Consider the following 25,352-nt stretch of genomic DNA (forward strand, 5'->3'; position numbering starts at 1 on the left):
TGAAACATAAAGTGTCAACTTCTACAGAAACCAAGACTGTAACGCAAACGATTAACTACGTCTACGAGGATGATAATACACCTGCAGCTCCAGAGAAGAAAGCTAGTTTGACTTTCACTAGAGAAGTGAAAACAGATGAAGTGACGAAGGATGTTACACCGGGGGCTTGGGCACCATCTACTGGCACCTTCCCAGAGGTAGTTTCTCCAACTATTGATGGCTACACACCAGATAAGGCTAAAGTTGACGCAGAAAACGTAACTGCTGATCAGGCTGACATCAAGGTTACGGTAAAATACAAGGCCGACAAGCAAAAAGTAACCTATACCATCATTGATGATACAACTAATACCACTTTGGAAGATAAGCAAGAGCTTACAAGTGGGAACTCTGACACTCCTCTTCCAAATGGTACAGAAGCGAAGTATGATTCAATCGTGAATGCTTACCTAGCTCAAGGTTATGAATTGGTTTCGAAAGACCAGCTCCCAGCTAAGTTTGACCTTGATAGTAGTTATGACCAAAATGTAGTAGTTCATGTGAAACATGGTACAAGTTCTAGCAAAGAAAATAAAGCAGTAAGCATGACAGTTCGCTACCACGGTGCCGGTGATCAAACCCCAGCAGACAAGGTGCAAACAGCAACTTGGACACGTACAGTAACGACAGACAAGGTAACAGGCTCTGTTGTGAGCACTACGGATTGGACAAGCGACAAGGCAAACTATGACGCAGTCCCATCACCAGTGATTCCAGGTTACACAGTAGATATTGCGACTGTTCCATCAGAAGTGGTTACCCAAGAAAACATTGTCAAGGATGTGCATTATACTGCTCAGAATACAGCTCAAACCCAAAAAGTTACTTACACAGTTGTAGATGAGACAACCGGTCAGACTCTGGAAAAGCAAGTTGAATTGACAACAGGTGAGTCAGGTACGGTTCTTCCAGCTGCTGCGAAAACGAAATACGACACTGTGATTGCAAGTTATTTGGCACAGGGTTACGAAGTGGTTTCCAAGGATGAATTGCCAGCTCAGTTTGATACCGACAGTAGCGTAGACCAAAACGTGGTAATTCGCTTGAAACACGAAACTGTTTCAGTTGAGGAAACCAAACAAGTAAGCATGACTGTTCGCTATCATGGTGCAGGTGGTCAAACCCCAGCAGACAAGGTACAAACAGCGACTTGGACACGTACCGTAACGACAGACAAGGTAACTGGCTCTGTTGTGAGCACGACGGATTGGAGAAGCGACAAGGCAAACTACGATGCAGTTCCATCACCAGTGATTCCAGGTTACACTGTGGATGTTGCGATTGTTCCATCAGAAGTTGTTACCCAAGAAAACATTGTTAAAGATGTTCATTATACTACGGTTCCAGTAGTACCAGAAGTCCCTAATACTCCTGATACTCCAGTTAAACCAGGGGCACAAACGACACCGTTCACACCAGAACACCCAGCACATACTCTCCCACGAACAGGTGAATCTCAGGTTGGTTCAAGCCTTGTGACGCTGACAGGTCTAGGCTTGCTTCTATCAGTTCTTGGTTTGGCAGGACATCAGAAAAAAGAGGACGAATAACTTTTTATAAGTTGTAAAAAGTCAGGTCTTTCATTGAAGAAATACTAGAAATAGTTTAAAGATGAATGATTTAGTGGAAAAATGAGCCCCGCAGGCAACCTCAGTTAGTTGACTTGTGGGGCTTTTCCCTTGTTTTGAGGAATGAGACTCAGAAAGGAGCAAGTGCAAATAGATACTTTTGGTCGCTGAAATAGAAGCGAGGCGAAATCACTAAATGATTCCGCCTCGTTTCTATTTTAAATCTTGCACGGAGCTTATATCTTACTGTAAAAAGTTCCTGCTAAAAGACCGAGAATAGCTGGTGCTACCGCAATAAGTGTTAGTGAAACCCATTCTGCTGTAATAAACCGTTCACCAAAAACGACAAATGGAATGAGCCAGTTAAAAATCCCTGTAAATGGGAAGAACCATTTATAACAAACCCTTCTTTTACCAGCAGAAAAGCCACATAACAATTCGACACTAGGAGCCAAAAGGTAAAAATAAAGCAGGCTGTAGCCCATCTCTTCCCCTATAATCCTACTTAATCCCCAACAATAGCACGAGGGCATAAAAGGCGTCTTAATCAATTGTTTCGTGTTCAACCTCCTGTCCCAAATCCGGTATAATCATTGTTTCAATAATGTTTTCGACAAGCGAAGTAAATTACCAAAAGAATAAAGGTAGGGATATTTGCAAGCAAAAAAGTTAAGGAAATCAGACAGAAAATCTCCCACCAGGTTATGTTGTTAGTCAAGGCCAGAGAGAAGATTGTCAATAAAGAAAAGCAATAAGTTATGCCTGGCAGTATGAAACCCAGCCACTTACTTTCTTTTTTGGAGAGAAAAATCTGTAATAGGATTCCTCCAGTCAGGATTGGCAATATGATAAATGAAACAATTACGGTTCTCATTTGTTTCAACTCCCTCCATCATTTTGATATTCAGACGTTACTATGTCAGACGAATCAAAGGAATAGATGTATTGGAGCTTATAAGCACAGTTTCTTTACCTACAGTCTCCAGAATACCCATTTCATATTGGAAAATAACACTAAATGAAGTAAAAGTCAATCCATGGGTTATGGTTTAAGAGAGATGGAAGATGGTTTCCTCATATTTCTGAGCTGGAGTAGCTGTTCTTGAAATGATCTCCAAACCGTCTATATAAGATATTTGGAACTGACTATTACCCCCATTTTCTTTTCGGAGTTATCTCTGAGAGCAGGGGGTACAATAGAAAAAAATGACTTGGAAGTGATATAATGAAGCTACAGAGACAGATTGGAGGTATGACCATGAAAAAGTTACTACTGGTCCTAGGTGCTAGTATGCTAGTCTTATCTGCCTGCCACAGAGCGACAGAGGATGGCGTAACTAGTCCGTCAATACCAAGGGAGCAACAAACCAAGGAAACAACCAACTATTTTCACTATTTAGCAGATTCCTATCAAAAGGCTCTTTCGCACGAAAAAGAATCCAAGGATACAAGTGTTCAGTCACCTATGGCTGCCACAGTTGCAGCCATGGAAGAACTCCAGTTATCTAATCCGACTGATCAATCCTTGATTATCAAGAACTATTCGGATTTTCAGAAGCTAATTCAATACAACACTGAAAAGTGGGAGGAAGAGTTTGCAAGCTGGGCTTCTTCTATGGGGCAGTCCTATCATAGACTAGAGCATGCAAACTTTGATGAAAAAAATGAACTAATCAAAAAATTAGAAACTACAACAGTCTCTCAGAAAAGTGTCAAATGGAATGTTTTTGGAGTATCGAGTGACAATGCTTATGACTACTTGTCTTTGGATGCCTACTATGACAATCAGGACAAACATTTCTACCTATTTACACTGAAGGATGGGCAAGCACAGGTCTTGCATGCCGATAAGACACTGGAAACTATCCCTACTGCAAATTTTGAAGAGACTGAGAATACAGATTTAGCGCGACGTTTTAAGGAATTTCTATTAAAAACAAGTGTAACTACAGAGAGCGAGCCAGATACAGATAATAGTTCTTTAATAGACAAGATAAAAACAGCCATGGGATCCTATTCGGATAGTAAAGGTGAAAGATTTAAGTCAACTAACTTAGCAACATGTGGTCACTACTATGGACTAGCAGTGCCAGACCAGATAATGCAATTTGGACAAGTAGATGGGGTGAATTATACTTTTAAATGGTATGGGTATAGTGCAGGTTCAGGTTCTGGGCGGTTTGAAATCCTAGCTTGCTATGTGAATGAAGCAGAGACAGAGGTGATTCTCTTTGGCTACAAGGATGGTAACCCTGCTCTTTTACACACCGAAGGAAGACCAGAGATTGATAAAAATGAATCAGGGGCTATCATAAATGCCCAGGTTCATTTTGTCGAGTTTCGTCACCCAATATTAGAACAAGTTTTCAATTAGTAAAGAGGAAATACATTTATCGTATGCAGAGTGTTTCTCGTGAAACCTATTTCTTATAAAAAACTTCTCCACATAAAATAATTTGTGGAGTTTTTTCTATAATTAGTAGTTTAACCTAGCCATCAATTAGGAGTATACTAATAATGTAATCGTTATCAAACCTAAAAATTCGATGAAATCAGTTTTTAGGAATAAAAAGGGAGGAAATTATGAAAAAGTTTTCAAAGACCTTGAGAGATAACTGGATCTTTCTCTTGATGGTTTTACCAGGGGCACTCTGGTTGATTCTATTCTTTTACATTCCAGTATTTGGGAATGTGGTCGCCTTTAAAGACTACCATATGACCAGTAATGGTTTCATAGATAGTATTGTGAATAGTAAATGGGTCGGGTTAGATAATTTCAGATTCTTGTTTAGTTCAAAAGATGCCTTTATCATCACTCGAAATACCGTTCTTTACAATCTCGGCTTTATCTTTATCGGTTTGATTGTATCAGTAGGGATTGCCATCATTCTCAGCGAGCTTCGCTCTAAGAGAATGGTTAAGATTTTCCAAACGTCTATGTTGTTCCCTTACTTCCTGTCATGGGTTATCATCAGTTTCTTTACAGATGCCTTCCTAAACATTGACAAAGGGGTCTTCAACCATTTCCTAACATCCATTGGCATGAAGGAAGTCAACTTCTACGCTGACTTAGGCATTTGGCCATACCTTCTCCTTTTCCTAGGTATTTGGAAAGGCTTTGGATATAGCAGTGTCATGTACTATGCGACGATCATGGGAATTGATCCAACCTACTACGAAGCAGCAACAGTGGACGGGGCTAGCAAGTGGCAACGCATTCGCAACGTAACCATTCCTCAGTTGACTCCGCTTGTAACAGTCTTGACCATCCTTGCAGTCGGAAATATCTTCCGCGCAGACTTCGGTCTCTTCTATCAAATCCCACACAATGCTGGTCAGCTTTACAATGTAACCAACGTTTTGGACGTATATGTCTTTAATGGTTTGACTCAGACAGCAGATATCGGTATGGCTTCAGCAGCCGGTCTTTACCAATCCGTTGTCGGTTTGATTCTGGTTATCCTATCAAACTTGCTTGCAAGACGAGTCGATCCAAACTCAGCTTTGTTCTAGAAAGGAGGAGAATATGGCAGAAAAGAAAATTAAAAAAGAAAAAATCGATAATGTCGGCATTCACTCCTTCAGTAAGAAAGCAGATATCTTCTTTAGTATCATCTCTGGTTTGATCGCTCTTTCTTGTATCTTGCCCTTTATCTTCGTTATCATCATTTCGGTGACAGACGAAAAGAGCATCCTCCAGTATGGATATAGCTTTTTCCCTTCGAAGTTTGGTGTAGATGGATTCCAGTTCCTAGCTCAGTTTAAAGATAAGATCCTCCAAGCGCTCTTTATCTCAGTCTTTGTAACAGTAGTCGGAACAGTGACCAACGTCTTCATCACGACAACTTATGCCTACGCCATCTCACGGACAACCTTTAAGTACCGCAGATTCTTCACGATCTTCGCTCTTCTTAGTATGTTGTTCAACGCTGGTTTGGTACCAGGCTATATCGTGGTCACTCGCCTGCTTCAACTTGGTGATACCGTTTGGGCCTTGATTGTTCCAATGCTCCTCTCACCATTCAACATCATCTTGATGCGTTCCTTCTTCAAGAAGACCATCCCAGAAGCAATCCTCGAATCTGCTCGTATCGATGGTGCCAGCGAAGCTCGGATCTTCTTCCAGATCTGTTTACCATTGTCACTTCCAGGTATCGCAACCATTACGCTTTTGACAGCTCTTGGTTTCTGGAACGACTGGTTCAACGCCCTTCTTTACATCAAGAGTGACAACTTGTATCCATTGCAATATTTGCTTATGCAAATCCAACAAAATATGGACTACATCGCAAAAGCAGTCGGTCTATCTGGTCAACTGGGAGTTGCTCTTCCAAAAGAAACAGGTCGTATGGCTATGGTTGTCGTTGCAACCCTTCCAATCGCGATTCTATATCCATTCTTCCAACGCTACTTTGTAAAAGGTTTGACCATCGGTGGTGTGAAAGAATAGCACTTGCTGAGAAACACCGTTTCTCTCTTCCCAACTTCATCTTAGTGGTTGAAGTAAAAATCATTAAATCGTTTATAAGTTTAAAAACAAAAAAAGGAGTTTTTATCATGAAAAACTGGAAAAAATATGCTTTTGCATCTGCTAGCGTAGTCGCTTTGGCTGCTGGTCTTGCTGCTTGTGGAAACCTTACAGGTAATAACAAAAAAGCTGCTGACACTGCTTCAAGTGAAAAACCTGTTCTTAAAATGTACCAAATCGGTGACAAACCAGACAACTTGGATGAATTGCTAGAAAATGCAAACAAAATCATCGAAGAAAAAGTTGGTGCTAAATTGGATATCCAATACCTCGGATGGGGTGACTACAGCAAGAAAATGTCCGTTATCACATCATCTGGTGAAAACTATGATATCGCCTTTGCAGATAACTATGTTGTAAATGCTCAAAAAGGTGCTTACGCTGACTTGACTGATTTGTACAAGAAAGAAGGAGCAGAGCTTTACAAAGCACTTGACCCAGCTTACATCAAAGGAAACACTGTAAACGGTAAGATCTATGCTGTTCCAGTTGCAGCCAACGTTGCATCATCTCAAAACTTTGCCTTCAATGGCGCTCTTCTTGCTAAATACGGTATCGACATTTCAGGTGTCACTTCATACGAAACACTTGAACCAGTCTTGAAACAAATCAAAGAAAAAGCTCCAGATGTAGTACCATTTGCGGTTACGAAGAACTTCATCCCATCTGATAACTTTGACTACCCAGTACCAAACGGCCTTCCATTCGTTATCGACCTTGAAGGAGACACTACTAAGATCGTAAACCGTTACGAAGTACCTCGTTTCAAAGAACATTTGAAGACTCTTCACAAATTCTATGAAGAAGGATACATTCCAAAAGACGTAGCAACAAGCGACACTTCATTTGACCTTCAACAAGATACTTGGTTCGTTCGTGAAGAAACAGTAGGACCAGCTGACTACGGTAACAGCTTGCTTTCACGTGTTGCTAACAAAGACATCCAAATCAAACCAATCACTAACTTTATCAAGAAAAACCAAACAACACAAGTTGCCAACTTTGTTATCTCAAACAACTCTAAGAACAAAGAAAAATCAATGGAAGTGTTGAACCTCTTGAACACAAACCCAGAACTCTTGAACGGTCTTGTTTACGGTCCAGAAGGCAAGAATTGGGAAAAAGTTGAAGGTAAAGAAAACCGTGTCCGCGTCCTTGACGCCTACAAAGGAAACACTCACATGTCAGGTTGGAACACTGGTAACAACTGGATCCTTTACATCAACGAAAACGTTACAGACCAACAAATTGCAGATTCTAAGAAACAATTGGCAGAAGCTAAAGAATCTCCAGCACTTGGATTTATCTTTAACACTGACAGTGTGAAATCTGAAATTTCAGCAATTTCTAACACAATGCAACAATTCGATACAGCTATCAACACTGGTACTGTAGACCCAGATAAAGCTATTCCAGAATTGATGGAAAAATTGAAATCTGAAGGTGCTTACGAAAAAGTATTGAACGAAATGCAAAAACAATACGACGAATTCTTGAAAAACAAAAAATCATAAGATCGATTGATTTCGTGTATTCATTCCTAATTCCTAAAAATGTGATCACTGCCTTCCTTAGTTTTCTAGGGGAGGTAGTGATTTTTAGGATGTAAAAATGAAAAGAGTAGTTCTAAGAGTTTTGGAGATGTGATATACATGTATCTACAGGAGGTCCGTTATGAAAAAATATCGTCTTCTTTTCAAAATGAGTGCTGTCTTCTCTTACCTATTTTTCGTATTTGGCCTTTCTCAGCTGACACTTATTATCCAAAACTATTGGCAATTTTCTTCTCAGGTAGGAAATATCTTCTGGATTCAAAATATCTTAAGTCTGCTATTTAGTGGAGTCATGATTTGGATTCTGCTTAAGACAGGCCATGGTTATCTCTTTTGCATTCCGAGAAAAAAATGGTTCTGGTATTCAATACTGACAGTCCTAGTAGCGGTAGTTCATATATCTTTTAATATTCATACAGCTAGATATGTTCAGTCAACTGCTGAAGGTTGGGCTCTACTGATTGGTTTTAGTGAGACTAATTTTGCCGAATTGGGTATCTACATATCCCTGTTCTTTCTAGTGCCGCTGATGGAAGAGTTGCTCTATAGAGGATTACTTCAACACGCCTTCTTTAAACATTCGAGATTTGGTCTTGATTTGCTCCTTCCTTCTATTTTATTTGCTCCCCCTCATTTTCCAAGCCTGCCTAGTCTGTTAGATATCTTTGTCTTTGCAACATTTGGAATCATCTTTGCTGGTTTGACCCGCTATACCAAGAGCATTTATCCTTCCTATGCGGTGCATGTGATCAATAATATTGTAGCGACCTTACCATTTTTGCTGACTTTTTTACATAGGGTATTTGGGTAAAATATTGGTACGAGAGTTAGGAATGATAGCTTTTCAATTTAAGGAGGAAAATAAGTATGACACCATTAAAATGGTTTGCTGGAGGAAGCGAAAGACGTTGTGAAGCCATGACTATCATAAATCATCTATTGGAAGATATAAAGGATACGCCTCAACTTGCTCCTTTGAAAAATCAGTTAGTGATTTATAAAAGACGACTAAGGGACGACGGGACCTCTGTTCCATTTATATTGAGCCAAATGAATGTTGACATCTCACGTGTATTGATTGAAAACAAGCTAAGTTTGTCAGAAAGTCAAGCCGAGCAGATCAAAAAATTGAGAGGATTATCTGCGATTCGCTATGGTTACTGATAAAGTGCAGTGGCAGGTCTCTCTATATAATTTCCGGTCAAATAAATTGCATTCGTTTTCTCAAGTGGGTATACTAGAATAGTTGAATGAAAAATTCTGAAAATTTAAGAATAGAAAAGAGAACAAATCTTATGGCAAAAGATATTCGTGTCTTACTTTACTACCTCTATACTCCAATTGAAAACGCAGAGCAATTTGCTGCAGACCACTTGGCTTTCTGTAAATCAATCGGCCTCAAAGGCCGTATCCTAGTCGCTGACGAGGGAATCAACGGAACCGTTTCAGGTGATTACGAAACGACTCAAAAATACATGGACTACGTTCACAGCCTCCCAGGCATGGAAGACCTCTGGTTCAAGATTGACGAAGAAAATGAACAAGCCTTCAAGAAGATGTTTGTTCGCTACAAGAAAGAAATTGTCCACCTTGGTTTGGAAGACAACGACTTTGACAACGACATCAACCCACTTGAAACAACAGGTGCTTACTTGTCTCCAAAAGAGTTCAAAGAAGCCCTTCTTGACGAAGATACAGTTGTCCTTGACACACGTAACGACTATGAGTACGACCTAGGACACTTCCGTGGAGCTATTCGCCCAGACATCCGCAACTTCCGTGAGTTGCCACAATGGGTCCGTGACAACAAGGAAAAATTCATGGACAAGCGTGTTGTGGTTTACTGTACAGGTGGCGTTCGCTGTGAGAAATTCTCAGGCTGGATGGTCCGTGAAGGCTACAAAGATGTCGGCCAATTGCACGGAGGAATCGCAACTTACGGTAAAGACCCAGAAGTTCAAGGTGAGCTTTGGGATGGAAAAATGTACGTCTTTGACGAGCGTATCGCAGTTGATGTTAACCATGTCAACCCAACCATCGTAGGGAAAGACTGGTTTGATGGAACACCATGTGAACGTTATGTCAACTGTGGAAATCCCTTCTGTAACCGTCGTATCCTAACATCAGAAGAAAATGAAGACAAGTACCTTCGTGGATGCTCACACGAGTGTCGTGTTCACCCACGCAACCGCTACGTCTCAGAAAATGAATTGACACAAGCAGAAGTAATCGAGCGCCTAGCAGCTATCGGTGAAAGCTTGGATCAAGTCGCTACAGTATAAAGCAAACAGCCTTCAGGGGCTGTTTTTCTATGCTTTTTATCTAAAAATCTAAAGTTTGTTTCTGTATCTTTCAGGAAAATAGGGTATACTATGTGTAAACGATTTCAAAGGAGGCCAGTTATGGCGAAAACATTTTTTATCCCAAATAAAGAAAGCATTCTAGGACAACAGGAGGTCTTGACTGCCAAGTCTATCTTGGCCTTGGTAGAGGGCTTGGAGTCACACAGTTATGATGCGGTCTATCTCCGTCAGCCTCTCAATCGTCTCGAGTATATCGAGTGTGGGATTGTAGGTCAGTCGCAATTTCTTTTCAAAGTGAACTATGCGGATAGTCGAAAAGGTTATCAAGTGGTGATTCCAGATTTCCTTACTAGAGCGGACTGGGAGATTGTGGAGACTCTCCTCCAGGCCCTATCTGGCAAGTTGGGGCAAGTGGTAGAAGGGTTAGAAGGGTTTGAGTTTGAAGCTTATTTCCGACAAACGCTCCAGAATTATCTAGCTGACAAAGCAGCTCGTCTAGTATACTGCCAAGGGCTCTTGGCTCCTATCTATTTCAACAAGGAATACCTCGAGAGCTTTTTGGCTGAGGATGGATTGGCACGTTTTGAAGAGCTGGTCAAGAAGGTTCAAGGTTCTGATTCCTACCTTGCCAGTGTGAAATTTTACCCAGATGCTCAAGGCAAGGTGCACGGTATCTATCACTTAGCTCAGGGAGTCAAAACGATTTTACCAAAGGAACCCGTTGTACCAGTGCCTTATACCGAGCAGCTAGCAGGCAAGGAACTTGTTTGGGAGATTGACCTAGTGACGATTTCTGGTGATGGGTCCAAAGCCGAAGACTATGAAGCCGTTGCAAGATTGGACTATGCAAGATTCCTAGAGTCACTACCAACAGCATTTTACCATCAACTAGATGCCAATCAACTAGAAGTACAAGCCATTTTGGGAAAAGATTTTGAGGAATTGGTAAGCACCGAGTAGGCCTTGTTCAAAAAAGAGTAAGCATAAAAATCCCTGTCATTAACAAATGGCAGGGATTTTAGTTAAAAGAAGGTCAGGATGCGAAGGTAGTCAACTGTCAGCGCGAGCTCTGCAATGAAGAAGGGTAAGAGAATAGCACCATCAAGTAAGACAGCTAACAAGAAACGATAAAATGGGTCGAGGCTACTGCTCTTACTTGGCTTGCTAATCACAAAGAGATTTCCAAGGGCAAAGATGGCCATGCTTAGAAGAGTGAGGATACCAGCAAATCGCAAGCCACCAAAGAGTGCAAAGAAACTTGCTAGAGCCGTTAGGACAAGTGGGATAGTAAAGAGTCTGCTATACCGATCAAAAGCTTCTTGGAATGTGAAGTCGCTCTCCTGGTCCAACACACGTCGGACAGTAAAGCCTCCCAAAATGATGGAAAAGTAAAATAGAGCGCTAGCGACCAGAATCGAAAGCCCGGCAAAGAGATCTAAAGGAGGGAGCTGGTTAGGAGAACCATTAGCAATAGAAATCATATAGCCATAGTAGAGGTGCTTGATATGATAGATACTAAAGAAAAGGTTGATTGACGACAGCAAGGTGAGTAGGGCAAAGACACTATAACGATGCTTTTGGTCCGTAGTCTTGCTGGCAGTTGGTTCTTGGATAGCATCCAGCAGCCAAGTCCAAAATAGTGCGATTTCTTCTTTGAATCGAGCAGTTTTACGAGGGTCAATGTCTGGGATATAGGGGCTTTCTAAAGCTTTGCTGAGGATGCTTTTTTCTTTTGTAGGGTTCTCTTGGTTGCCTTTCTCTTCAGCTTTCCCTTCTCCCTCTTCCTCGGTTTGGGCTTCTTCTATCGTTTCGGGAGCTTCCTCCTCATGCCTTTCCGACTCTTTAGGTAAGACAGGAGTTTCTTGGCTTGCTTGTTGTTCGGTTTCCACAGTTTCCGAAGTCTCTGGTTGGTCGGACTGGATTTCTGATTTCGTCTGAGCTGATTTCTTCTCAAGATCGGCGCTTTCAAACCATTCTTGTGTCATGGTGGAACCTCCTTTTTTATGGTCGTTTTCTATCTTTAGACTAGCAGATGAAAGCGTTTTTGTCAATGGTTTCTAGATGGAGAAGAGTACTCTTCTTTAGGTAGGTAGATATCCTGGTTGGCTTTTGCAATGAGCAGGTCCTTGATATCTGCTTTTTCCGTTTTATAAGGGTTGGCAAGTTCATTCTCTTTTTGTCCACGATGTTCTTCTTTGGGTTGACGATAGATACCGCCATGCTTAGAAGACATATCTAGATTGATACGATCGAATTCTGTCTTAGAAAGAAAGAGTCTTAAGTCGTGATGGGAGTCTAGCTCTACCTTACCGCGGATCTTGATATTTTCAGCATAGATGTGCCCCTCTTCGGTCTTGACCTGACTATCTGTCAATTCGGTATCAAAGATATTGATGATATGAGGTGTCGTTAGTGTGCTGTTCTTGATAGAACTTTCTGTTAGTCTTAAGAGGTAGCCTTTTGTTTTGATTGTCGCATTTTCAAGATTGGCTTGGCGAATATTAGTTTGTCCACGATTGGCTGAGACGGTGATAGCTTGTAGTCTTCTTCCTTTAGGGAGGGAGAGTATGACTTCGTCAAAACGACTAGAATAACTGCTAGCAATACGAAGTAGGCCTTCGATTCCTGAACCTAGAAAACGATGTTGGGAGGCTTGTTTGTCAGTGACGCTCAGCGTTTTGTCACTCATGCCAGTAGTCAGATCGTGACGGCCAGACACGGACGGATGATAGGTGATGTGGATCTTGTCATCTATAGACTCTGTGATGGTTAGGCTGTGTTCTTCAAGGGTCAAATCAAGTTTTTCCACTTCATTTCCAAAGGTCACTTCTTCGATACGATTGTCATAGACGGGGTCTTTTGACATGGCAAGAAAACTTTGAATACCATTGGACTGGGCGCCTACAATGATCATGATAAAACCAAGGATCGTGGAAACCACACCAAAAATGAGAAATCCTTTCGTCAATTTACGCATGTCTGTCACCTCTCTTTCCTTTTTTAAGAATCCATTGCACTAAGCGGACGATCAGGAGGCCAAAGAAACGAGCTACATAGGAGATGCCCAGTAGAACAAGAGAAGAAGCACCGATAGCAAGCAAACCAGCCCCGAAAATCAAGATAAAGGCGGATTTGGCTTCGACTAGGACACTAAAGCTCTCTACGATAAAGAGTCCGCCCAGCAGGATACCCGTCACAGAGACAGTAAAGAAGGCCAGAATGACGGAGGCAGCTGCGATAAAAAGCCCGATAATGGTTAAGATAATTGCGATTCCAACAGGAATTCCGATAGGGGCTGCTAGTAAGGCAAGTAGGGCAATGTGTAGCAGTTGACGGTCATTCTTTTGAGCAGGTGCTTCATTAACTTTTTTGTCGAGGAGGTTAGAGAGGACATCATGAGCTGCTTCTTTTGGTGTTCCCAGACTAGCAATGAGTTCCTCTTCGCCCTCTGAACCTGCATCGTCAAATAGTTCCTTAAAGTAGTCCATGGCTTCGATGCGGTCAGCTTCAGGCAGTTTATGGAGATAGGTTTCTAACTGAGTCAGATAGTCAGTTCTTGTCATGGCGGATACTCCCTTCTATGATGCCGTTGACGGTGTCGGTATAGAGCGTCCACTCTTCCTTTAGAGTAACGAGCTGCTCTACGCCCCGATTGGTCAAGGAGTAGTATTTGCGCATACGCCCCTGAAACTCTCTAGAGTAGGTGGTCAGAAAGCCACTGGCTTCCAATTTTTTGAGAATGGGATAGAGCGTAGATTCTTTGATATTGGCGATGAGCTTAATGGTTTGACTAATCTCATAACCATAAGAATCTCCCTGCTCCAGTACAGCCAAGATGAGAAACTCAATCAAGGCAGAGGATGTTGGGAAGTACATGGGAAACCTCCTTTATATTATATAAAAATTTTATATATACTCTTTTCAAATATATTGTATCTCAAGTTGAAAGCCCTGTCAAGAAATATGTGTAAAAATTTTATATATAAAAAAACTCCTAGTATAAACTAGAAGTTTAGAGGATCTTATCCGCCCGATCCACCATAAAGAGTGAGATGGTCATGATGATATCGATGGCTAGAAGGGCAAGGACAGCTGGGATCCAAGATTGGAAAAGTTCAAAACTGTAACCAAACAAGGCGGGTCCAAAAGCAGCTAAGATGTAGCCTCCTGTTTGCGCTAGTCCTGATAGCTGAGCGGTCTTTTCAGGAGAACTGGTTTTAAGAGAAAAACAAACCATGAGGTAGGGGAAGAGGGCACTGCAGGCCGTTCCAATCAAGAGATGGACGACTAACCAGTAGAGGAAATTATTGGCTGGATACAAGAGCATGGCAATTCCTATCATCCCAGCGATAGAGATAATTGCCAGCATGATTCGACGATGACCATCTGACAGACGAGTTGTCAGACTTGGGACAGTCATTGAAAAAGGAATGCTGATCAGTGAGAAAATAGAAGCGAGAAGAGCCGCATCACTATTAGAAAGGCCAGCACTAACAGCCATAGTTGGCAACCAGGTCATACTTGTATAAAAGAGCAAGGACTGAAGCCCGCCAAAGATAATGATAGCCCAGACATCTTTACTTTTTAGAATATTCTCTTTGACTTGCTTTTCTTTTTTGCTTTCTAGGTGGTGGTTGTGGCGATGATTTGGCAACCAGACTAGCAGAGTGACCAGACAGAGAAAGCTGAGAACGAGGATGAGGCCCTTCCAAGAACTAGCTTGGGTGATAGGGACCGAAAGATAAGAAGCGATGGCTGTCGAAATTCCCATAGCAGTGACATAGAGAGTTGTTAGGAAACTAATCTTTTGAGGCTGATTTGCCTGGATCATACTTGGGAGGAGTACATTGAAGATCGCAATGCTTGCTCCGATGATCAGAGTCCCTAGATAGAGAAGGGGAAGATTGAAAATCCGAATGACAGAGCCAACAGTTAAGAGGAGGAGACAGTAAGTAAAGAGATGTTCTAGTCCGATTTTTTGTGCCAAGCGGCTTGCAAAAGCAGAGAGAAGGGCGAACATCAAGAGAGGGAGACTGGTTAAAATCCCAAGAGAGCTAACCTCCACTCCTAGTCCCTGAGCGATATCTCCTAAAATAGTTGGAAGAGCAGTAAAGGGAGAGCGTAAAACGGTCCCGATTAAGACAATTCCTAGAGCAAAAAAGAGTGATTGTTTTTTCATAAAAACCTCGATAGGATGATTTTAATAACAGCTTATTTTAAGGTTTTTTCCTTATAATGTCAAGTAATGGCAGCCAAGACAGATCAATCAATGGAAGTGAAAATATAGTGAAAAGTGACAGATTTCTTTACTAGAATTTTCCTTGATTTGATATAAAAATAGGAAACTAGGAGAATTTGTGATAAAATAGTGGAAGGAAATCTATATATTGGAGAAAAACGGTGCCTGAAAAGCAAAAAATCAGCGTCTTGATGTCGGTCTATGTAAAGGAAAACCCGACGTTTTTGAGAGATGCTATCAAAAGTGTTCAAAATCAAACCTTGAAACCGAGTGAACTTGTTCTTGTTGAGGATGGGCCCCTCACGCCAGAGCTCTATCAGGTGCTAGATGAAGTGGAAGCTCAGTCAGACATTCCAGTGAAACGGTGCCCCTTAGAGCAAAATCAAGGTTTAGGCTTGGCTCTTCGTTACGGTGTTTTGCAGTGTCAGTATGACATTATTGCACGTATGGATACGGATGATTTAGCCGTTCCGGATCGTTTTGAGAAACAGCTTCAACTAATGGAGAAAGAAAATCTTGATCTCTTAGGTGGGCAGATTGCAGAGTTTATTGACAATCCAGATGAGATTGTGTCTTATCGTCGTGTTCCAACTCAGCACGCAGACATTGTGGCTTATCAGAGAATGAGAAGTGCTTTTAACCATATGACAGTCATGTTCAAAAAGGATATGGTCCTCAAAGCGGGCAACTACGAAGATGGCCTTTACATGGAGGATGATCTCCTTTGGCTCAATATGATTACGGCAGGTGCCAAGACTGGCAACCTAGATCAAATCTTGTGTAAGGTTCGTGTAGGTGCAGGAATGTTTGAGCGTCGAGGTGGCTTGCGTTACCTTAAATTCTACCGTCAAGCTCGCCAACGCATGCTTGAGCGAGGGCAAATTTCTTACATGGAATATGCTAAAAGTATGTTCATTCAGGCAATTGTTGCACTTTGTCCAGGCTTTGTACGTCAGTTTATCTTTGTCAAACTTTTAAGAAAGAGCAAGTAAGACCTGATAGATTGAACGATTCGGGTTATCATAACAATAGTATCATCTGACTCTTTTAAGGGGGAGTAAATTCCTATGAATAAAAAACTAACAGATTACGTGATTGATCTGGTTGAAATTTTAAATAAACAGCAAAAACAAGTGTTTTGGGGGATATTCGATATTCTGAGTATGGTGGTTTCCATCATCGTGTCTTATATCTTGTTTTACGGCCTAATAAATCCTGCGCCTGTGGACTATGTGATCTACACTCTTTTAGCCTTCCTTCTCTATCAAATCATAATTGCATTTTGGGGGCTGAATGCTAGTATTAGTCGCTACAGTAAGATTACGGATTTTATGAAAATCTTTTTTGGAGTGACACTCAGTAGTGTTCTTTCTTATGGAATCTGCTATGCCTTTCTTCCATTATTTTCAATCCGTTTCATCGTGCTCTTCATTTTGTTGAGTACCTTCCTCATCTTGCTTCCTCGCATCACTTGGCAGTTGATTTATTCCAAACGTAAAAAGGGTAGTGGAGATGGGGAGCATCGTCGTACCTTCTTGATTGGTGCGGGAGATGGTGGTGCCCTCTTTATGAATAGCTACCAACATCCAACCAGTGAGCTTGAGATAGTGGGGATTTTGGACAACGATGAAAAGAAAAAAGGGCAAAAACTAGGTGGAATCCCAGTCCTAGGCTCTTATGACAATCTACCTGAATTGGCCAAACGTCACCAAATCGAGCGTGTTATCGTAGCAATCCCTTCGCTTGATCCATCAGAGTATGAACGTATCTTGCAGATGTGTAATAAACTAGGTGTCAAATGTTACAAGATGCCTAAAGTTGAGACAGTTGTTCAAGGTTTACATCAATCAGGTAGTGGTTTCCAAAAAATTGATATCACAGACCTTTTGGGCCGTCAGGAAATTCGCCTTGACGAATCACGTCTGGGTGCAGAAATTACAGGTAAGACCATCTTGGTGACAGGAGCTGGTGGTTCGATTGGTTCGGAGATTTGTCGCCAGATTAGCCGCTTCAACCCAGAGCGTATCGTCTTGCTTGGACATGGTGAAAATTCAATCTACCTTATTTATCATGAGTTGATTCGTAAATTCCAAGGGATTGATTATGTTCCTGTCATTGCAGATATTCAGGATTATGATCGTCTTTTACAAGTGTTTGAACAGTACAAACCAGCTATCATCTACCATGCTGCAGCCCACAAACACGTTCCGATGATGGAACGCAATCCAAAAGAAGCCTTCAAGAACAATATCCTCGGAACTTACAATGTTGCCAAGGCTGTGGATGAGGCCAAAGTGCCTAAGATGGTCATGATTTCGACTGACAAAGCGGTCAATCCACCGAATGTTATGGGTGCGACTAAGCGCGTGGCAGAATTGATTGTCACTGGCTTTAACCAACGTAGCAAATCAACCTACTGTGCAGTTCGTTTTGGGAATGTTCTCGGTAGCCGTGGTAGCGTGATTCCTGTCTTTGAACGTCAGATTGCTGAAGGCGGTCCCGTAACGGTGACAGACTTCCGTATGACACGTTACTTCATGACCATTCCAGAGGCTAGCCGTCTGGTCATCCATGCTGGTGCTTATGCTAAGGACGGAGAAGTCTTTATCCTTGATATGGGCAAACCGGTCAAGATCTACGACTTGGCTAAGAAAATGGTCCTTCTAAGCGGGCACACAGAAAGTGAAATTCCAATCGTTGAAGTCGGTATTCGCCCAGGTGAAAAACTTTACGAAGAACTCTTGGTTTCGACCGAATTGGTTGATAACCAAGTCATGGATAAGATTTTCGTTGGTAAGGTTAACGTCATGCCTCTAGAAGCCATTGATCAAAAGATTGAAGAGTTCCGTTCACTCAGCGGAGATGAGCTCAAAGAAGCGATTATTTCCTTTGCAAATGAGACAACCCACGTTGAGTAAGAGTGTCCAACCAATTAATTATAAATAGAAAGCCAAGGTTCTGTTTGTACAGAACCTTGGCCTTTTTACTCTGTAATTTCAAATCGTTGTATTATTTATAGTTGCTTAATGATGTCGTCAATGGTATGGGCAATCCAGTCAGGTTGATAGCTGAGTAAATCAGCCTCTTCTCCAAATCCCCAAGTAACAGCGAACTTTTTAATGCTAGTTTCTTGGGCTCCAATCATATCAAACTTGGTGTCCCCGATGATGAGGACTTGGTCTGCAGGGAGTCGATGCGTTTGCAAGGCAAAACGGATGACATCCGCCTTGTGTGGCGTTTCAGGACTAGAGCCGTAAATGCCATCAAAGAAATGATGGATTCCTAGATTTTTAGTCATATCATGAGCAGTAGGAGTATTCTTTGTTGTGGTAATATAGAGAGGGTAGTTTTGCGAAAGCTCTTGGAGCAATTCCGTTATTCGGGGAAAGAGTTGGGCTTCGTGGATGCCTTTTTTCTTGTAGTAAGAGCGGTAGATTTGAACAGCCTCCGAGATTTGCTCCTTGGGAAGACACATTGCAAAACTACTTTCAAGTGGCGGTCCCATGAAACCACGAATGGTTTTAGCATCAGGAGTCGGAACTCCCAGTTGTTCAAAGGTATGGGTAAAGGAATTGTGGATCCCGATGGAACTGTCAACCAGAGTTCCGTCTAGATCAAAAAAGATTGCTGAGATAGAGGGCATAGTTTCTCCTAATAGATAAGCTTATTCTCCGAAGATTTCTTTTTGTAGGCGGCGACCAGTAGGAGTGGCAGCGAGTCCACCCTCAGCCGTTTCACGAAAGGCAGTTGGAAGGCTGGATCCGACCTGGTACATGGCATCGATGACTTCGTCAACAGGGATCTTAGATTCGATACCTGCTAAGGCCATATCTGCCGCTATAAAGGCAAAGCTGGCTCCCATGGCATTTCGTTTGACACAGGGAACCTCAACCAGACCAGCGACAGGGTCACAGATGAGACCCAGCATATTTTTAATGACAAAGGCGATGGCTTGGCTAGCCTGATAGGGGGTTCCACCTGTAGCCAAGGTCAAGGCTGCGGCACTCATGGCAGAGGCAGAGCCGACTTCGGCCTGGCAGCCACCTTCAGCACCTGAGATAGAGGCGTTGTTTGCGATAACCAATCCAAAGGCACCAGCAGCAAAGAGGAAATCCAGCTGTTCTTCGTGGCTAAGGTCTAATTTTTGGATAGCGGCAGTGAGAACGGCTGGCAAACAACCAGCACTTCCTGCGGTTGGGGTGGCACAGACCAAACCCATTTTAGCGTTGTGTTCGTTGACCGCGATGGCATTACGGGCTGCTGATAGGATGGTAAAGTCAGACAAGGCCTTGCCACTTTTGAGATGGCGGTCTAGTTTGGCAGCATCGCCACCCGTTAAGCCACTACGGGATTTATTTTCACTGAGACCGAGCTCAACAGAGGCTTTCATGACTTCTAGATTGCGTTCCATGAGGAGGAGAACTTCTGGCCGTTCTCGACCGGTTAATTGATATTCTGTCGCAATCATGAGTTCTGCGACATTTCCTTGGAAGTCTAGATCTGCCTGCTCGACCAATTCTTTGATAGAATAAAACATGTTTCCTCCTACTTAAAGAAATTGACATTGTGGAGATGAGGGATTTTTCGAATTTCTTCAATCGCCTCTTCGCAACTTCGACTATCGACTTCGATAATCATGATGGCTTTTTCTCCAGCTTTTTCTCGAGTCACATTCATCTGAGCGATGTTGATATCGAAACGAGAGAGGGCTTCAGTAACATGGGCAATCATACCTGGAACATCCTGATGCACGATGATGATGGTCGGTGTGTTCATGTTGAGAGAGACAGCAAAGCCGTTAAGCTCCGTAACTTGGATATTTCCCCCACCGATAGAAATACCTGTCACGCTAATGGACTTATGGTCATTCTTTACAGTGATTTTGGTGGTGTTTGGGTGAGGAGCGTTGCTGTCTTTCTGAATGGTCCAGACAATCTTGATACCACGCTTATGGGCAATCTCGAGACTATTTGGAATGTTGGGGTCATCCGTATCCATACCTAAAATACCAGCGACGAGAGCAAGATCCGTTCCATGACCACGGTAGGTCTTAGCAAATGAATTAAATAATTGGAATTCGACTTCTGTCGGCATATCATCGAAGATAGAAGAGACGATTTTCCCGATACGAACAGCACCAGCAGTATGGCTACTTGATGGGCCAATCATGACTGGTCCGATAATATCAAAGACAGATTGAAAACGAAGTGAGTGCATCTGTTTCCCCTTACAAAGATTCTTATATCTATTATATCAAAGAATGGACCTCTGCGCTTATTTCCCTTATCAAAAGCTCAAAATGATTAAAGATAGTATAAAATAAGGTCTTTTGTGACAAAAACCTCCTTAAAACGGTAAATATAAAACATTTTTGTAATATTTCTACATATAACCGTTAAACAATGGTAACATTTAAAAGGTATCATAGATATATTCAATGGAAGGAGAATTTTTAGATATGTCATTAACAACTAAAAAAATCAAAACAACTATCGCAGGAGTAGCAGCCTTGCTTGCTTTCTTTGCCCCAGCTCTTGCATCTGCGCAAGAAACTGTAACCTACACTGTTAAATCAGGTGATACTCTTTCAGAAATCGCTGAGAAGTACAACACGACTGCTGAAAAATTAGCAGCAAAAAACAATATCAAAGATATCCACCTTATCTATGTTGACCAAGTTTTGGTCATCGAAGGGACAGCTTCTACTGCAGCTCCAGCAGCAACAACGGAAGAAACAGCTCCAGTAGCTACAGAAACAGTTGAAGAAGCTCCAGCAGCAACAACAACTTATGAAGCACCAGCTGCACCTGCAGCTCCAGTAGCAGAAAGCAACACTGCAGCAGCTTCAACTGTAAGTGGTTCTGAAGCAGAAGCCAAAGAATGGATCGCTCAAAAAGAATCAGGTGGTAGTTACACAGCTACAAATGGCCAATACATCGGACGTTACCAATTGACAGATTCATACTTGAACGGTGACTACTCAGCTGAAAACCAAGAACGTGTAGCAGATGCCTACGTTGCAGGACGCTACGGCTCATGGACAGCTGCCAAGAACTTCTGGCTTAACAACGGTTGGTATTAAGAACTAGCTAACAGAAAAATATGTAAAAGTCGAGGAATTTCCTCGACTTTTTTATATTTCCTTCGGTTGATAATAGATCTCCACTTCTTTTTTGAGATGAGACAGCATGGAGGTTTCATCGGTTAGCTCCAGAAGGGAGAACCCTTTTTGGATAAGTTTAGAATCATCTGTACAAATCCCAATACGAACATAGCAGATAGCAAGTCTATCGTAGCTTTTCTTGTTCTTGGCGTCCTCCAGTAAAGTGTAGCAGATTTGTTGACACATGTTTTTATCTTGATTGTATAAGTAAATGGTGGAGAGGTTGAGTAGAATTGCCATTCGGAAGTCATATAAATGTTGATAGTTTTTATAGACTTCTAAGCGTTGCAAGATTTTTCCAGTGATGAGATGGATATGCTCTATAGGAAAGGTAAAGAGAATGGTATTAAGGATTTTTAAGTCATTCTCGTACCAAGTGTCCTGCTTTTCTATCTTCTTCCATAGCTTCTTTACAGTATTGTTAACTTCGATTGACAGTTTTTTAGTTCCATTTTGGCGGATATAGATAACAATTTCTAGCATATCTCGTATCTCTTTGATGGGGAGGTCGTGGTGAGTTTTGAGGTAGTCTTGACATTTTTGAAATAGTTTTTCGAGTTCACTAGTCCCTAGGATTGAGCTCATATTGAGATAGGTTTGCATAATTTCTGTGCGTTGACTTGGTTGATAAAGTTGACAGATATATTCAAACTCTTCAAAATTCATATTGACTTGCCGAAGAAGAAACTCCATATTTTCATATTTAGGAGTTGTTTTCCCGCTTTCGATTTTTGATAGGCTGGTTCTTGAGAGGACACCCCCACAGACCTCCTCTTGGGTTAAACCTTTTGACTCACGGATTTCTTTATAAACATTTCCAAAATCGTAGCGCATGATTTCCTCCTTATTTGTGAAAAAAGTTAACAAAAAATAGAAATTGATTAAAAATATTGTATCATAGTAGTATAAAAAGTAAAAAAGAAATCTAAAATAAATCTGTGAAAAAGGTTAACAAATTCTACGACAAGGTATATTGTATTTTATAATCAAGAAGATAAAGTACTAAGGAGGTATCTTTATGAAAAAAATCAGTAATTTCTGTATGTTACTCCTGCTTCTGTGTACTACTTTTTTTGTCTTTAATGTAAACTACACACGAGAAGTGGTTCGGATTCAGGAAATGGGAAAGACTGTAGATTCTTTGGATTTGTATTTGAAAGATATTAACGAACCTGCAGCATCTGTTCTTCGATTTTTTGAGGATGTATCAAAGGAGTACAAAGTCTCCATCATCAAAACAGACAGTGGTGATGAAGTGGTCAAGTCTGGTGTTTTTGATAAAGATACCTTCCCCTACCAAGAGTTTGGGATTTCTTCTCTTGATTTTACCACAGATGGTGAAGGAGTCTACAGTAATAAAGAAATTTCCAATAAACTTGGTACGATTCCGACCTTTCTAAAAGCCAAGCCTATTCAGCTTATGACTTTTCAAACCTATATCAAGGATACATCTCGTAGTTTAAATGGTCGCTATACGATAACTTCTACACAAGAGATGGACAAGGATAGGATTGTACAGAAATGGAGCGATTTTTTCAAGATAGACCAGGCTACCTTGCTAGAGCCGACCTACAAAAGTGCAGTGGAAGTCATAAATCGAGATTTGCTCTTATCTGCTATTATTTTTGTCTTGGCTATTTTGCTTCTTGTCTTAGTAACAGTGTATCAGCCAATGATGGAGATGAAAAGAGTTGGGGTACAAAAATTACTTGGTTTTCAAGATAGGGCTGTTTTAGCTGATGTTGTGAAAGGCAATCTCTACCTCCTCCTAGCTGGGGGGCTTGTGATCAATCTAGGAGTGTGTTTCTTGCTTGATTATAAGCCAAAAGATTTTTTTCCTATGTTATGGTTGTCGCATTTTTTGCTTTTGCAACTGTATCTCTTTATCAGTTGGTTGACTTACCTCTTAATCCAAAAAATGACAATCAGCTCTCTGCTGAAAAGTTTTTCATCTTTCAAATTTGGTCTACTCTTTAATTATTTGATGAAAATTGGAACTACCATTTTGCTGACAGTCTTGCTAGTTGGGGTAGGAAAAAGTTTGGAGCAAGAAAACAAAGAGTTGGATTACCAGAAACAGTGGATCAGTCAAGGAAATTATCTGACCTTGGAATCTTTCCAACTCAATGATAACCTGTGGCAAGAGCAGTTGGCAGGCTCAGGGCAAGCAGTGGATTATTTCTATCGATTTTATCTGGATTTGGTAGAAAAAACGCAGGCGGGCTATGTGCAAAGTAGCAGTCTTTCTGTAAAAAATTTTGTCAAATCAGACCAGACTCAGCAATATCAGTTAACAGATACGGTGGATGTTTACTATGCTAATCGCAATTTTCTAAAGAGCAAGGGATTCAAGTTACCCGATACCGGCACTAAAAAAGTTATTTTGATGCCAGCAAGTACGAAAGGTGAAGAAGATAAAAATCAGCTCTTGGGGAAATTAATTGCCTATCTTTCTATGAAGTATGAAGAGCAACAAAAACGAACGATAGAGGAGATGGATATCGAGATTGCTTACTATGAAGGTGATTGGTCATTCTTCCCCTATAACGAGAAGCGAAAGGAAAATCTCTACAATCCAATTATTAGCTTGGTCAATGATTCTGATATGATGTGGGATGAAAAAGCTTCCCTGTCAACAACAGGTTTAAATAATCCCATTAAAATCGAAAATACAGCTCAACATCAAAAAGAGGTGACAGCGTTAGTTGAGAAATTGTCAGATGGGAATTATTTAAAATTTTCATCTATTCAAGCCATTCAACAAGAGAAAGTAGATTCTTATCGAGATGCTGTTCGGAATTTCAACATACTCTTTGCTTTGGTTGGTCTTCTTAGTATGATGATCTCCTACTTCTTATTAGTAACAACTTTCTTATTGAAGCGAACAGATATTATCACCAAGAAGTTTATGGGCTGGAAATTGATAGATCGGTATCGCTCCTTGCTGGGTCTTCTATTAGCTGTTTATAGCCTTCCTTTTATGGTTTTGCTATTCTTTACACAGGCACTTTTCCCGCTCCTACTTTTTGCAGGATTTACAGGCTTAGATATCCTGTTTGTGCTTTTCCTGGGTTCTAAGATGGAAAAAAGAAATGTAGTGCAGTTATTGAAAGGGGATCACTTATGATACAGTTGGAAAATGTTACGAAAACCATTGGGAAAAAAGTTATTTTGGAGAACTTATCTCTAAAAATTAACCAAGGAGATTTAGTTGCCATTGTTGGAAAAAGTGGCAGTGGCAAGTCAACCTTGTTAAATCTCTTGGGTTTGATAGATGGCGATTACAGTGGACATTATGAAATTTTCGGTCAGCAAAATGTACCTGTCAATTCTGTTAAGTCGCAAGCGATTATCCGCGAACATATCTCCTATCTGTTTCAAAACTTTGCTCTGATTGATAATGAAACGGTAGAGTATAATCTCATGCTCGCTCTAAAGTATGTAAAATTATCCAAGAAGGACAAAGTCAAAAAGATAGAAGAAATTTTAGAGAGAGTGGGGTTGCCATCAACTCTACATCAAAAGGTTTCAGAGTTATCTGGAGGGGAACAGCAGCGAATCGCAGTTGCTAGAGCCATTTTAAAACCGAGTCAGCTCCTCTTAGCAGATGAACCAACCGGTTCTCTAGATCCTGAAAATCGAGATTTGGTTTTGAACTTTCTCTTAGATATGAACAAGGAAGGGAAAACGGTTATTATCGTTACTCACGATACCTATGTAGCTCAACAATGCCATCGAGTCATTGAATTGTGAAAGAGAATGTGGCGAGTTCATTGATCTCTTCATCTTACCTGTAATTGGGCAATTGTATTTTTAAAATTCAAATAGTATAAATAAGCTTATTATATGTAAAAATATATCATATAATAAGCTTTTTCTTAATTAAAATGAAATAAAATACGGTTTTTTCTTGACAAACGAGAACGAGAGGGGTATTATTTATACAATAATAAAGTATA

At 41.1% G+C, this 25,352-nt stretch carries 24 protein-coding genes; 14 read left to right on the plus strand and 10 right to left on the minus strand.

Features of this window, described 5'->3' with window-relative positions; genetic code table 11:
* Positions 1–1,589, plus strand: a 1,589-nt coding sequence (locus tag HMPREF1125_RS12815) for a mucin-binding protein (protein ID WP_000585688.1), incomplete at its 5' end; no start/stop codon positions are given.
* Between the two features lie 254 nt (positions 1,590–1,843).
* Here the strand turns inward: HMPREF1125_RS12815 and HMPREF1125_RS06500 are convergent.
* Positions 1,844–2,092 (minus strand): hypothetical protein, encoded by a 249-nt coding sequence (locus HMPREF1125_RS06500; protein WP_002883061.1) that lies wholly within the window; start codon positions 2,090–2,092, stop codon positions 1,844–1,846.
* Positions 2,093–2,865: 773 nt separating this feature from the next.
* Here HMPREF1125_RS06500 and HMPREF1125_RS06505 point away from each other — a divergent pair.
* From HMPREF1125_RS06505 to HMPREF1125_RS06540, 8 genes are all read left to right on the plus strand, one after another.
* Positions 2,866–3,981 carry a DUF4767 domain-containing protein gene (locus HMPREF1125_RS06505; RefSeq protein ID WP_025172338.1) on the plus strand — a complete coding sequence of 372 codons (1,116 nt, stop codon included), beginning with the start codon at positions 2,866–2,868 and terminating at the stop codon, positions 3,979–3,981.
* A gap of 209 nt (positions 3,982–4,190) precedes the next feature.
* On the plus strand, positions 4,191–5,120 hold the full coding sequence (locus HMPREF1125_RS06510; RefSeq protein ID WP_000714584.1) for an ABC transporter permease: 930 nt from the start codon (positions 4,191–4,193) through the stop codon (positions 5,118–5,120).
* A gap of 13 nt (positions 5,121–5,133) precedes the next feature.
* Positions 5,134–6,057, plus strand: a complete 924-nt coding sequence (locus tag HMPREF1125_RS06515) for a carbohydrate ABC transporter permease (RefSeq protein WP_000818344.1) — start codon at positions 5,134–5,136, stop codon at positions 6,055–6,057.
* Positions 6,058–6,164: 107 nt separating this feature from the next.
* The gene (locus HMPREF1125_RS06520; protein WP_000800394.1) at positions 6,165–7,649 is read left to right on the plus strand and encodes an ABC transporter substrate-binding protein; all 1,485 of its coding nucleotides are present in this window, start codon (positions 6,165–6,167) and stop codon (positions 7,647–7,649) included.
* A 160-nt stretch (positions 7,650–7,809) separates the two neighbouring features.
* Positions 7,810–8,499: a CPBP family intramembrane glutamic endopeptidase gene (locus HMPREF1125_RS06525; RefSeq protein ID WP_000760774.1), complete on the plus strand. Its 690-nt coding sequence runs from the start codon at positions 7,810–7,812 to the stop codon at positions 8,497–8,499.
* A gap of 56 nt (positions 8,500–8,555) precedes the next feature.
* Positions 8,556–8,852 (plus strand): bacteriocin immunity protein, encoded by a 297-nt coding sequence (locus HMPREF1125_RS06530; protein ID WP_000188112.1) that lies wholly within the window; start codon positions 8,556–8,558, stop codon positions 8,850–8,852.
* A gap of 131 nt (positions 8,853–8,983) precedes the next feature.
* Positions 8,984–9,970 carry a rhodanese-related sulfurtransferase gene (locus tag HMPREF1125_RS06535; RefSeq protein ID WP_001030012.1) on the plus strand — a complete coding sequence of 329 codons (987 nt, stop codon included), beginning with the start codon at positions 8,984–8,986 and terminating at the stop codon, positions 9,968–9,970.
* 120 nt (positions 9,971–10,090) lie between these two features.
* Complete coding sequence (locus HMPREF1125_RS06540) at positions 10,091–10,951, plus strand: DUF4299 family protein (RefSeq protein WP_001140330.1); 861 nt, start codon at positions 10,091–10,093, stop codon at positions 10,949–10,951.
* 62 nt (positions 10,952–11,013) lie between these two features.
* On the opposite strand, the gene HMPREF1125_RS06545 is transcribed toward HMPREF1125_RS06540, so the two are convergent.
* The 5 genes from HMPREF1125_RS06545 to HMPREF1125_RS06565 form a co-directional block, all read right to left on the minus strand.
* Positions 11,014–11,976: a DUF6574 domain-containing protein gene (locus tag HMPREF1125_RS06545; RefSeq protein WP_000191322.1), complete on the minus strand. Its 963-nt coding sequence runs from the start codon at positions 11,974–11,976 to the stop codon at positions 11,014–11,016.
* 62 nt (positions 11,977–12,038) lie between these two features.
* A complete protein-coding gene (locus tag HMPREF1125_RS06550; RefSeq protein WP_001229032.1) occupies positions 12,039–12,968 on the minus strand; it encodes a DUF4097 family beta strand repeat-containing protein in 930 nt (309 codons plus the stop codon).
* Positions 12,961–13,554, minus strand: coding sequence for a DUF1700 domain-containing protein (locus HMPREF1125_RS06555; RefSeq protein ID WP_000198655.1), 594 nt, complete (start codon positions 13,552–13,554; stop codon positions 12,961–12,963). The genes HMPREF1125_RS06550 and HMPREF1125_RS06555 overlap by 8 nt, the downstream gene beginning before the upstream one ends.
* Positions 13,541–13,867 (minus strand): PadR family transcriptional regulator, encoded by a 327-nt coding sequence (locus HMPREF1125_RS06560; RefSeq protein WP_000273860.1) that lies wholly within the window; start codon positions 13,865–13,867, stop codon positions 13,541–13,543. Before HMPREF1125_RS06560 ends, HMPREF1125_RS06555 begins: the two co-directional genes overlap by 14 nt.
* Before the next feature lie 136 nt (positions 13,868–14,003).
* On the minus strand, positions 14,004–15,170 hold the full coding sequence (locus HMPREF1125_RS06565; RefSeq protein ID WP_000744857.1) for a CynX/NimT family MFS transporter: 1,167 nt from the start codon (positions 15,168–15,170) through the stop codon (positions 14,004–14,006).
* Positions 15,171–15,391: 221 nt separating this feature from the next.
* On the opposite strand from HMPREF1125_RS06565, the gene HMPREF1125_RS06570 reads away from it, so the two are divergent.
* Together HMPREF1125_RS06570 and HMPREF1125_RS06575 are read left to right on the plus strand one after the other, a co-directional pair.
* Positions 15,392–16,222, plus strand: coding sequence for a glycosyltransferase (locus tag HMPREF1125_RS06570; protein ID WP_001114307.1), 831 nt, complete (start codon positions 15,392–15,394; stop codon positions 16,220–16,222).
* A gap of 75 nt (positions 16,223–16,297) precedes the next feature.
* The gene (locus HMPREF1125_RS06575) at positions 16,298–18,148 is read left to right on the plus strand and encodes a polysaccharide biosynthesis protein (RefSeq protein ID WP_001035719.1); all 1,851 of its coding nucleotides are present in this window, start codon (positions 16,298–16,300) and stop codon (positions 18,146–18,148) included.
* A 95-nt stretch (positions 18,149–18,243) separates the two neighbouring features.
* Here HMPREF1125_RS06575 and HMPREF1125_RS06580 read toward each other — a convergent pair whose 3' ends face one another.
* The 3 genes from HMPREF1125_RS06580 to sdaAB are packed head-to-tail and all read right to left on the minus strand — an operon-like array spanning position 18,244 to position 20,447.
* Complete coding sequence (locus HMPREF1125_RS06580) at positions 18,244–18,873, minus strand: HAD hydrolase-like protein (protein ID WP_001139316.1); 630 nt, start codon at positions 18,871–18,873, stop codon at positions 18,244–18,246.
* A gap of 21 nt (positions 18,874–18,894) precedes the next feature.
* A complete protein-coding gene (sdaAA, locus tag HMPREF1125_RS06585; protein ID WP_000500032.1) occupies positions 18,895–19,767 on the minus strand; it encodes an L-serine ammonia-lyase, iron-sulfur-dependent, subunit alpha in 873 nt (290 codons plus the stop codon).
* A gap of 8 nt (positions 19,768–19,775) precedes the next feature.
* Positions 19,776–20,447: an L-serine ammonia-lyase, iron-sulfur-dependent subunit beta gene (gene sdaAB / locus HMPREF1125_RS06590; protein ID WP_000555865.1), complete on the minus strand. Its 672-nt coding sequence runs from the start codon at positions 20,445–20,447 to the stop codon at positions 19,776–19,778.
* A 241-nt stretch (positions 20,448–20,688) separates the two neighbouring features.
* On the opposite strand from sdaAB, the gene HMPREF1125_RS06595 reads away from it, so the two are divergent.
* The gene (locus HMPREF1125_RS06595; RefSeq protein WP_000060312.1) at positions 20,689–21,312 is read left to right on the plus strand and encodes a LysM peptidoglycan-binding domain-containing protein; all 624 of its coding nucleotides are present in this window, start codon (positions 20,689–20,691) and stop codon (positions 21,310–21,312) included.
* Between the two features lie 51 nt (positions 21,313–21,363).
* Here HMPREF1125_RS06595 and HMPREF1125_RS06600 read toward each other — a convergent pair whose 3' ends face one another.
* On the minus strand, positions 21,364–22,227 hold the full coding sequence (locus HMPREF1125_RS06600) for a helix-turn-helix domain-containing protein (RefSeq protein WP_001268191.1): 864 nt from the start codon (positions 22,225–22,227) through the stop codon (positions 21,364–21,366).
* A 184-nt stretch (positions 22,228–22,411) separates the two neighbouring features.
* Between HMPREF1125_RS06600 and HMPREF1125_RS06605 the strand changes: the two genes are divergently transcribed.
* Entirely contained in the window at positions 22,412–24,520 is a 2,109-nt protein-coding gene (locus HMPREF1125_RS06605) for a bacteriocin-associated integral membrane family protein (RefSeq protein WP_000724255.1), read from the plus strand.
* Positions 24,517–25,146, plus strand: coding sequence for an ABC transporter ATP-binding protein (locus HMPREF1125_RS06610; RefSeq protein ID WP_000615314.1), 630 nt, complete (start codon positions 24,517–24,519; stop codon positions 25,144–25,146). Before HMPREF1125_RS06605 ends, HMPREF1125_RS06610 begins: the two co-directional genes overlap by 4 nt.
* Positions 25,147–25,352 lie beyond the last annotated feature (206 nt).

Source organism: Streptococcus oralis SK304, from assembly GCF_000287715.1.
In the GTDB taxonomy this organism is placed as follows: Bacteria; Bacillota; Bacilli; order Lactobacillales; family Streptococcaceae; genus Streptococcus; species Streptococcus oralis_Y.

Bases quoted from the DNA above. Each gene is read 5' to 3' on its own strand.
- HMPREF1125_RS06500 (WP_002883061.1), bottom strand. From the start codon at position 2,092: ATGGGCTACAGCCTGCTTTATTTTTACCTTTTGGCTCCTAGTGTCGAA.
- HMPREF1125_RS06505 (WP_025172338.1), top strand. From the start codon at position 2,866: ATGAAAAAGTTACTACTGGTCCTAGGTGCTAGTATGCTAGTCTTATCT.
- HMPREF1125_RS06510 (WP_000714584.1), top strand. From the start codon at position 4,191: ATGAAAAAGTTTTCAAAGACCTTGAGAGATAACTGGATCTTTCTCTTG.
- HMPREF1125_RS06515 (WP_000818344.1), top strand. From the start codon at position 5,134: ATGGCAGAAAAGAAAATTAAAAAAGAAAAAATCGATAATGTCGGCATT.
- HMPREF1125_RS06520 (WP_000800394.1), top strand. From the start codon at position 6,165: ATGAAAAACTGGAAAAAATATGCTTTTGCATCTGCTAGCGTAGTCGCT.
- HMPREF1125_RS06525 (WP_000760774.1), top strand. From the start codon at position 7,810: ATGAAAAAATATCGTCTTCTTTTCAAAATGAGTGCTGTCTTCTCTTAC.
- HMPREF1125_RS06530 (WP_000188112.1), top strand. From the start codon at position 8,556: ATGACACCATTAAAATGGTTTGCTGGAGGAAGCGAAAGACGTTGTGAA.
- HMPREF1125_RS06535 (WP_001030012.1), top strand. From the start codon at position 8,984: ATGGCAAAAGATATTCGTGTCTTACTTTACTACCTCTATACTCCAATT.
- HMPREF1125_RS06540 (WP_001140330.1), top strand. From the start codon at position 10,091: ATGGCGAAAACATTTTTTATCCCAAATAAAGAAAGCATTCTAGGACAA.
- HMPREF1125_RS06545 (WP_000191322.1), bottom strand. From the start codon at position 11,976: ATGACACAAGAATGGTTTGAAAGCGCCGATCTTGAGAAGAAATCAGCT.
- HMPREF1125_RS06550 (WP_001229032.1), bottom strand. From the start codon at position 12,968: ATGCGTAAATTGACGAAAGGATTTCTCATTTTTGGTGTGGTTTCCACG.
- HMPREF1125_RS06555 (WP_000198655.1), bottom strand. From the start codon at position 13,554: ATGACAAGAACTGACTATCTGACTCAGTTAGAAACCTATCTCCATAAA.
- HMPREF1125_RS06560 (WP_000273860.1), bottom strand. From the start codon at position 13,867: ATGTACTTCCCAACATCCTCTGCCTTGATTGAGTTTCTCATCTTGGCT.
- HMPREF1125_RS06565 (WP_000744857.1), bottom strand. From the start codon at position 15,170: ATGAAAAAACAATCACTCTTTTTTGCTCTAGGAATTGTCTTAATCGGG.
- HMPREF1125_RS06575 (WP_001035719.1), top strand. From the start codon at position 16,298: ATGAATAAAAAACTAACAGATTACGTGATTGATCTGGTTGAAATTTTA.
- HMPREF1125_RS06580 (WP_001139316.1), bottom strand. From the start codon at position 18,873: ATGCCCTCTATCTCAGCAATCTTTTTTGATCTAGACGGAACTCTGGTT.
- sdaAA (WP_000500032.1), bottom strand. From the start codon at position 19,767: ATGTTTTATTCTATCAAAGAATTGGTCGAGCAGGCAGATCTAGACTTC.
- sdaAB (WP_000555865.1), bottom strand. From the start codon at position 20,447: ATGCACTCACTTCGTTTTCAATCTGTCTTTGATATTATCGGACCAGTC.
- HMPREF1125_RS06595 (WP_000060312.1), top strand. From the start codon at position 20,689: ATGTCATTAACAACTAAAAAAATCAAAACAACTATCGCAGGAGTAGCA.
- HMPREF1125_RS06600 (WP_001268191.1), bottom strand. From the start codon at position 22,227: ATGCGCTACGATTTTGGAAATGTTTATAAAGAAATCCGTGAGTCAAAA.
- HMPREF1125_RS06605 (WP_000724255.1), top strand. From the start codon at position 22,412: ATGAAAAAAATCAGTAATTTCTGTATGTTACTCCTGCTTCTGTGTACT.
- HMPREF1125_RS06610 (WP_000615314.1), top strand. From the start codon at position 24,517: ATGATACAGTTGGAAAATGTTACGAAAACCATTGGGAAAAAAGTTATT.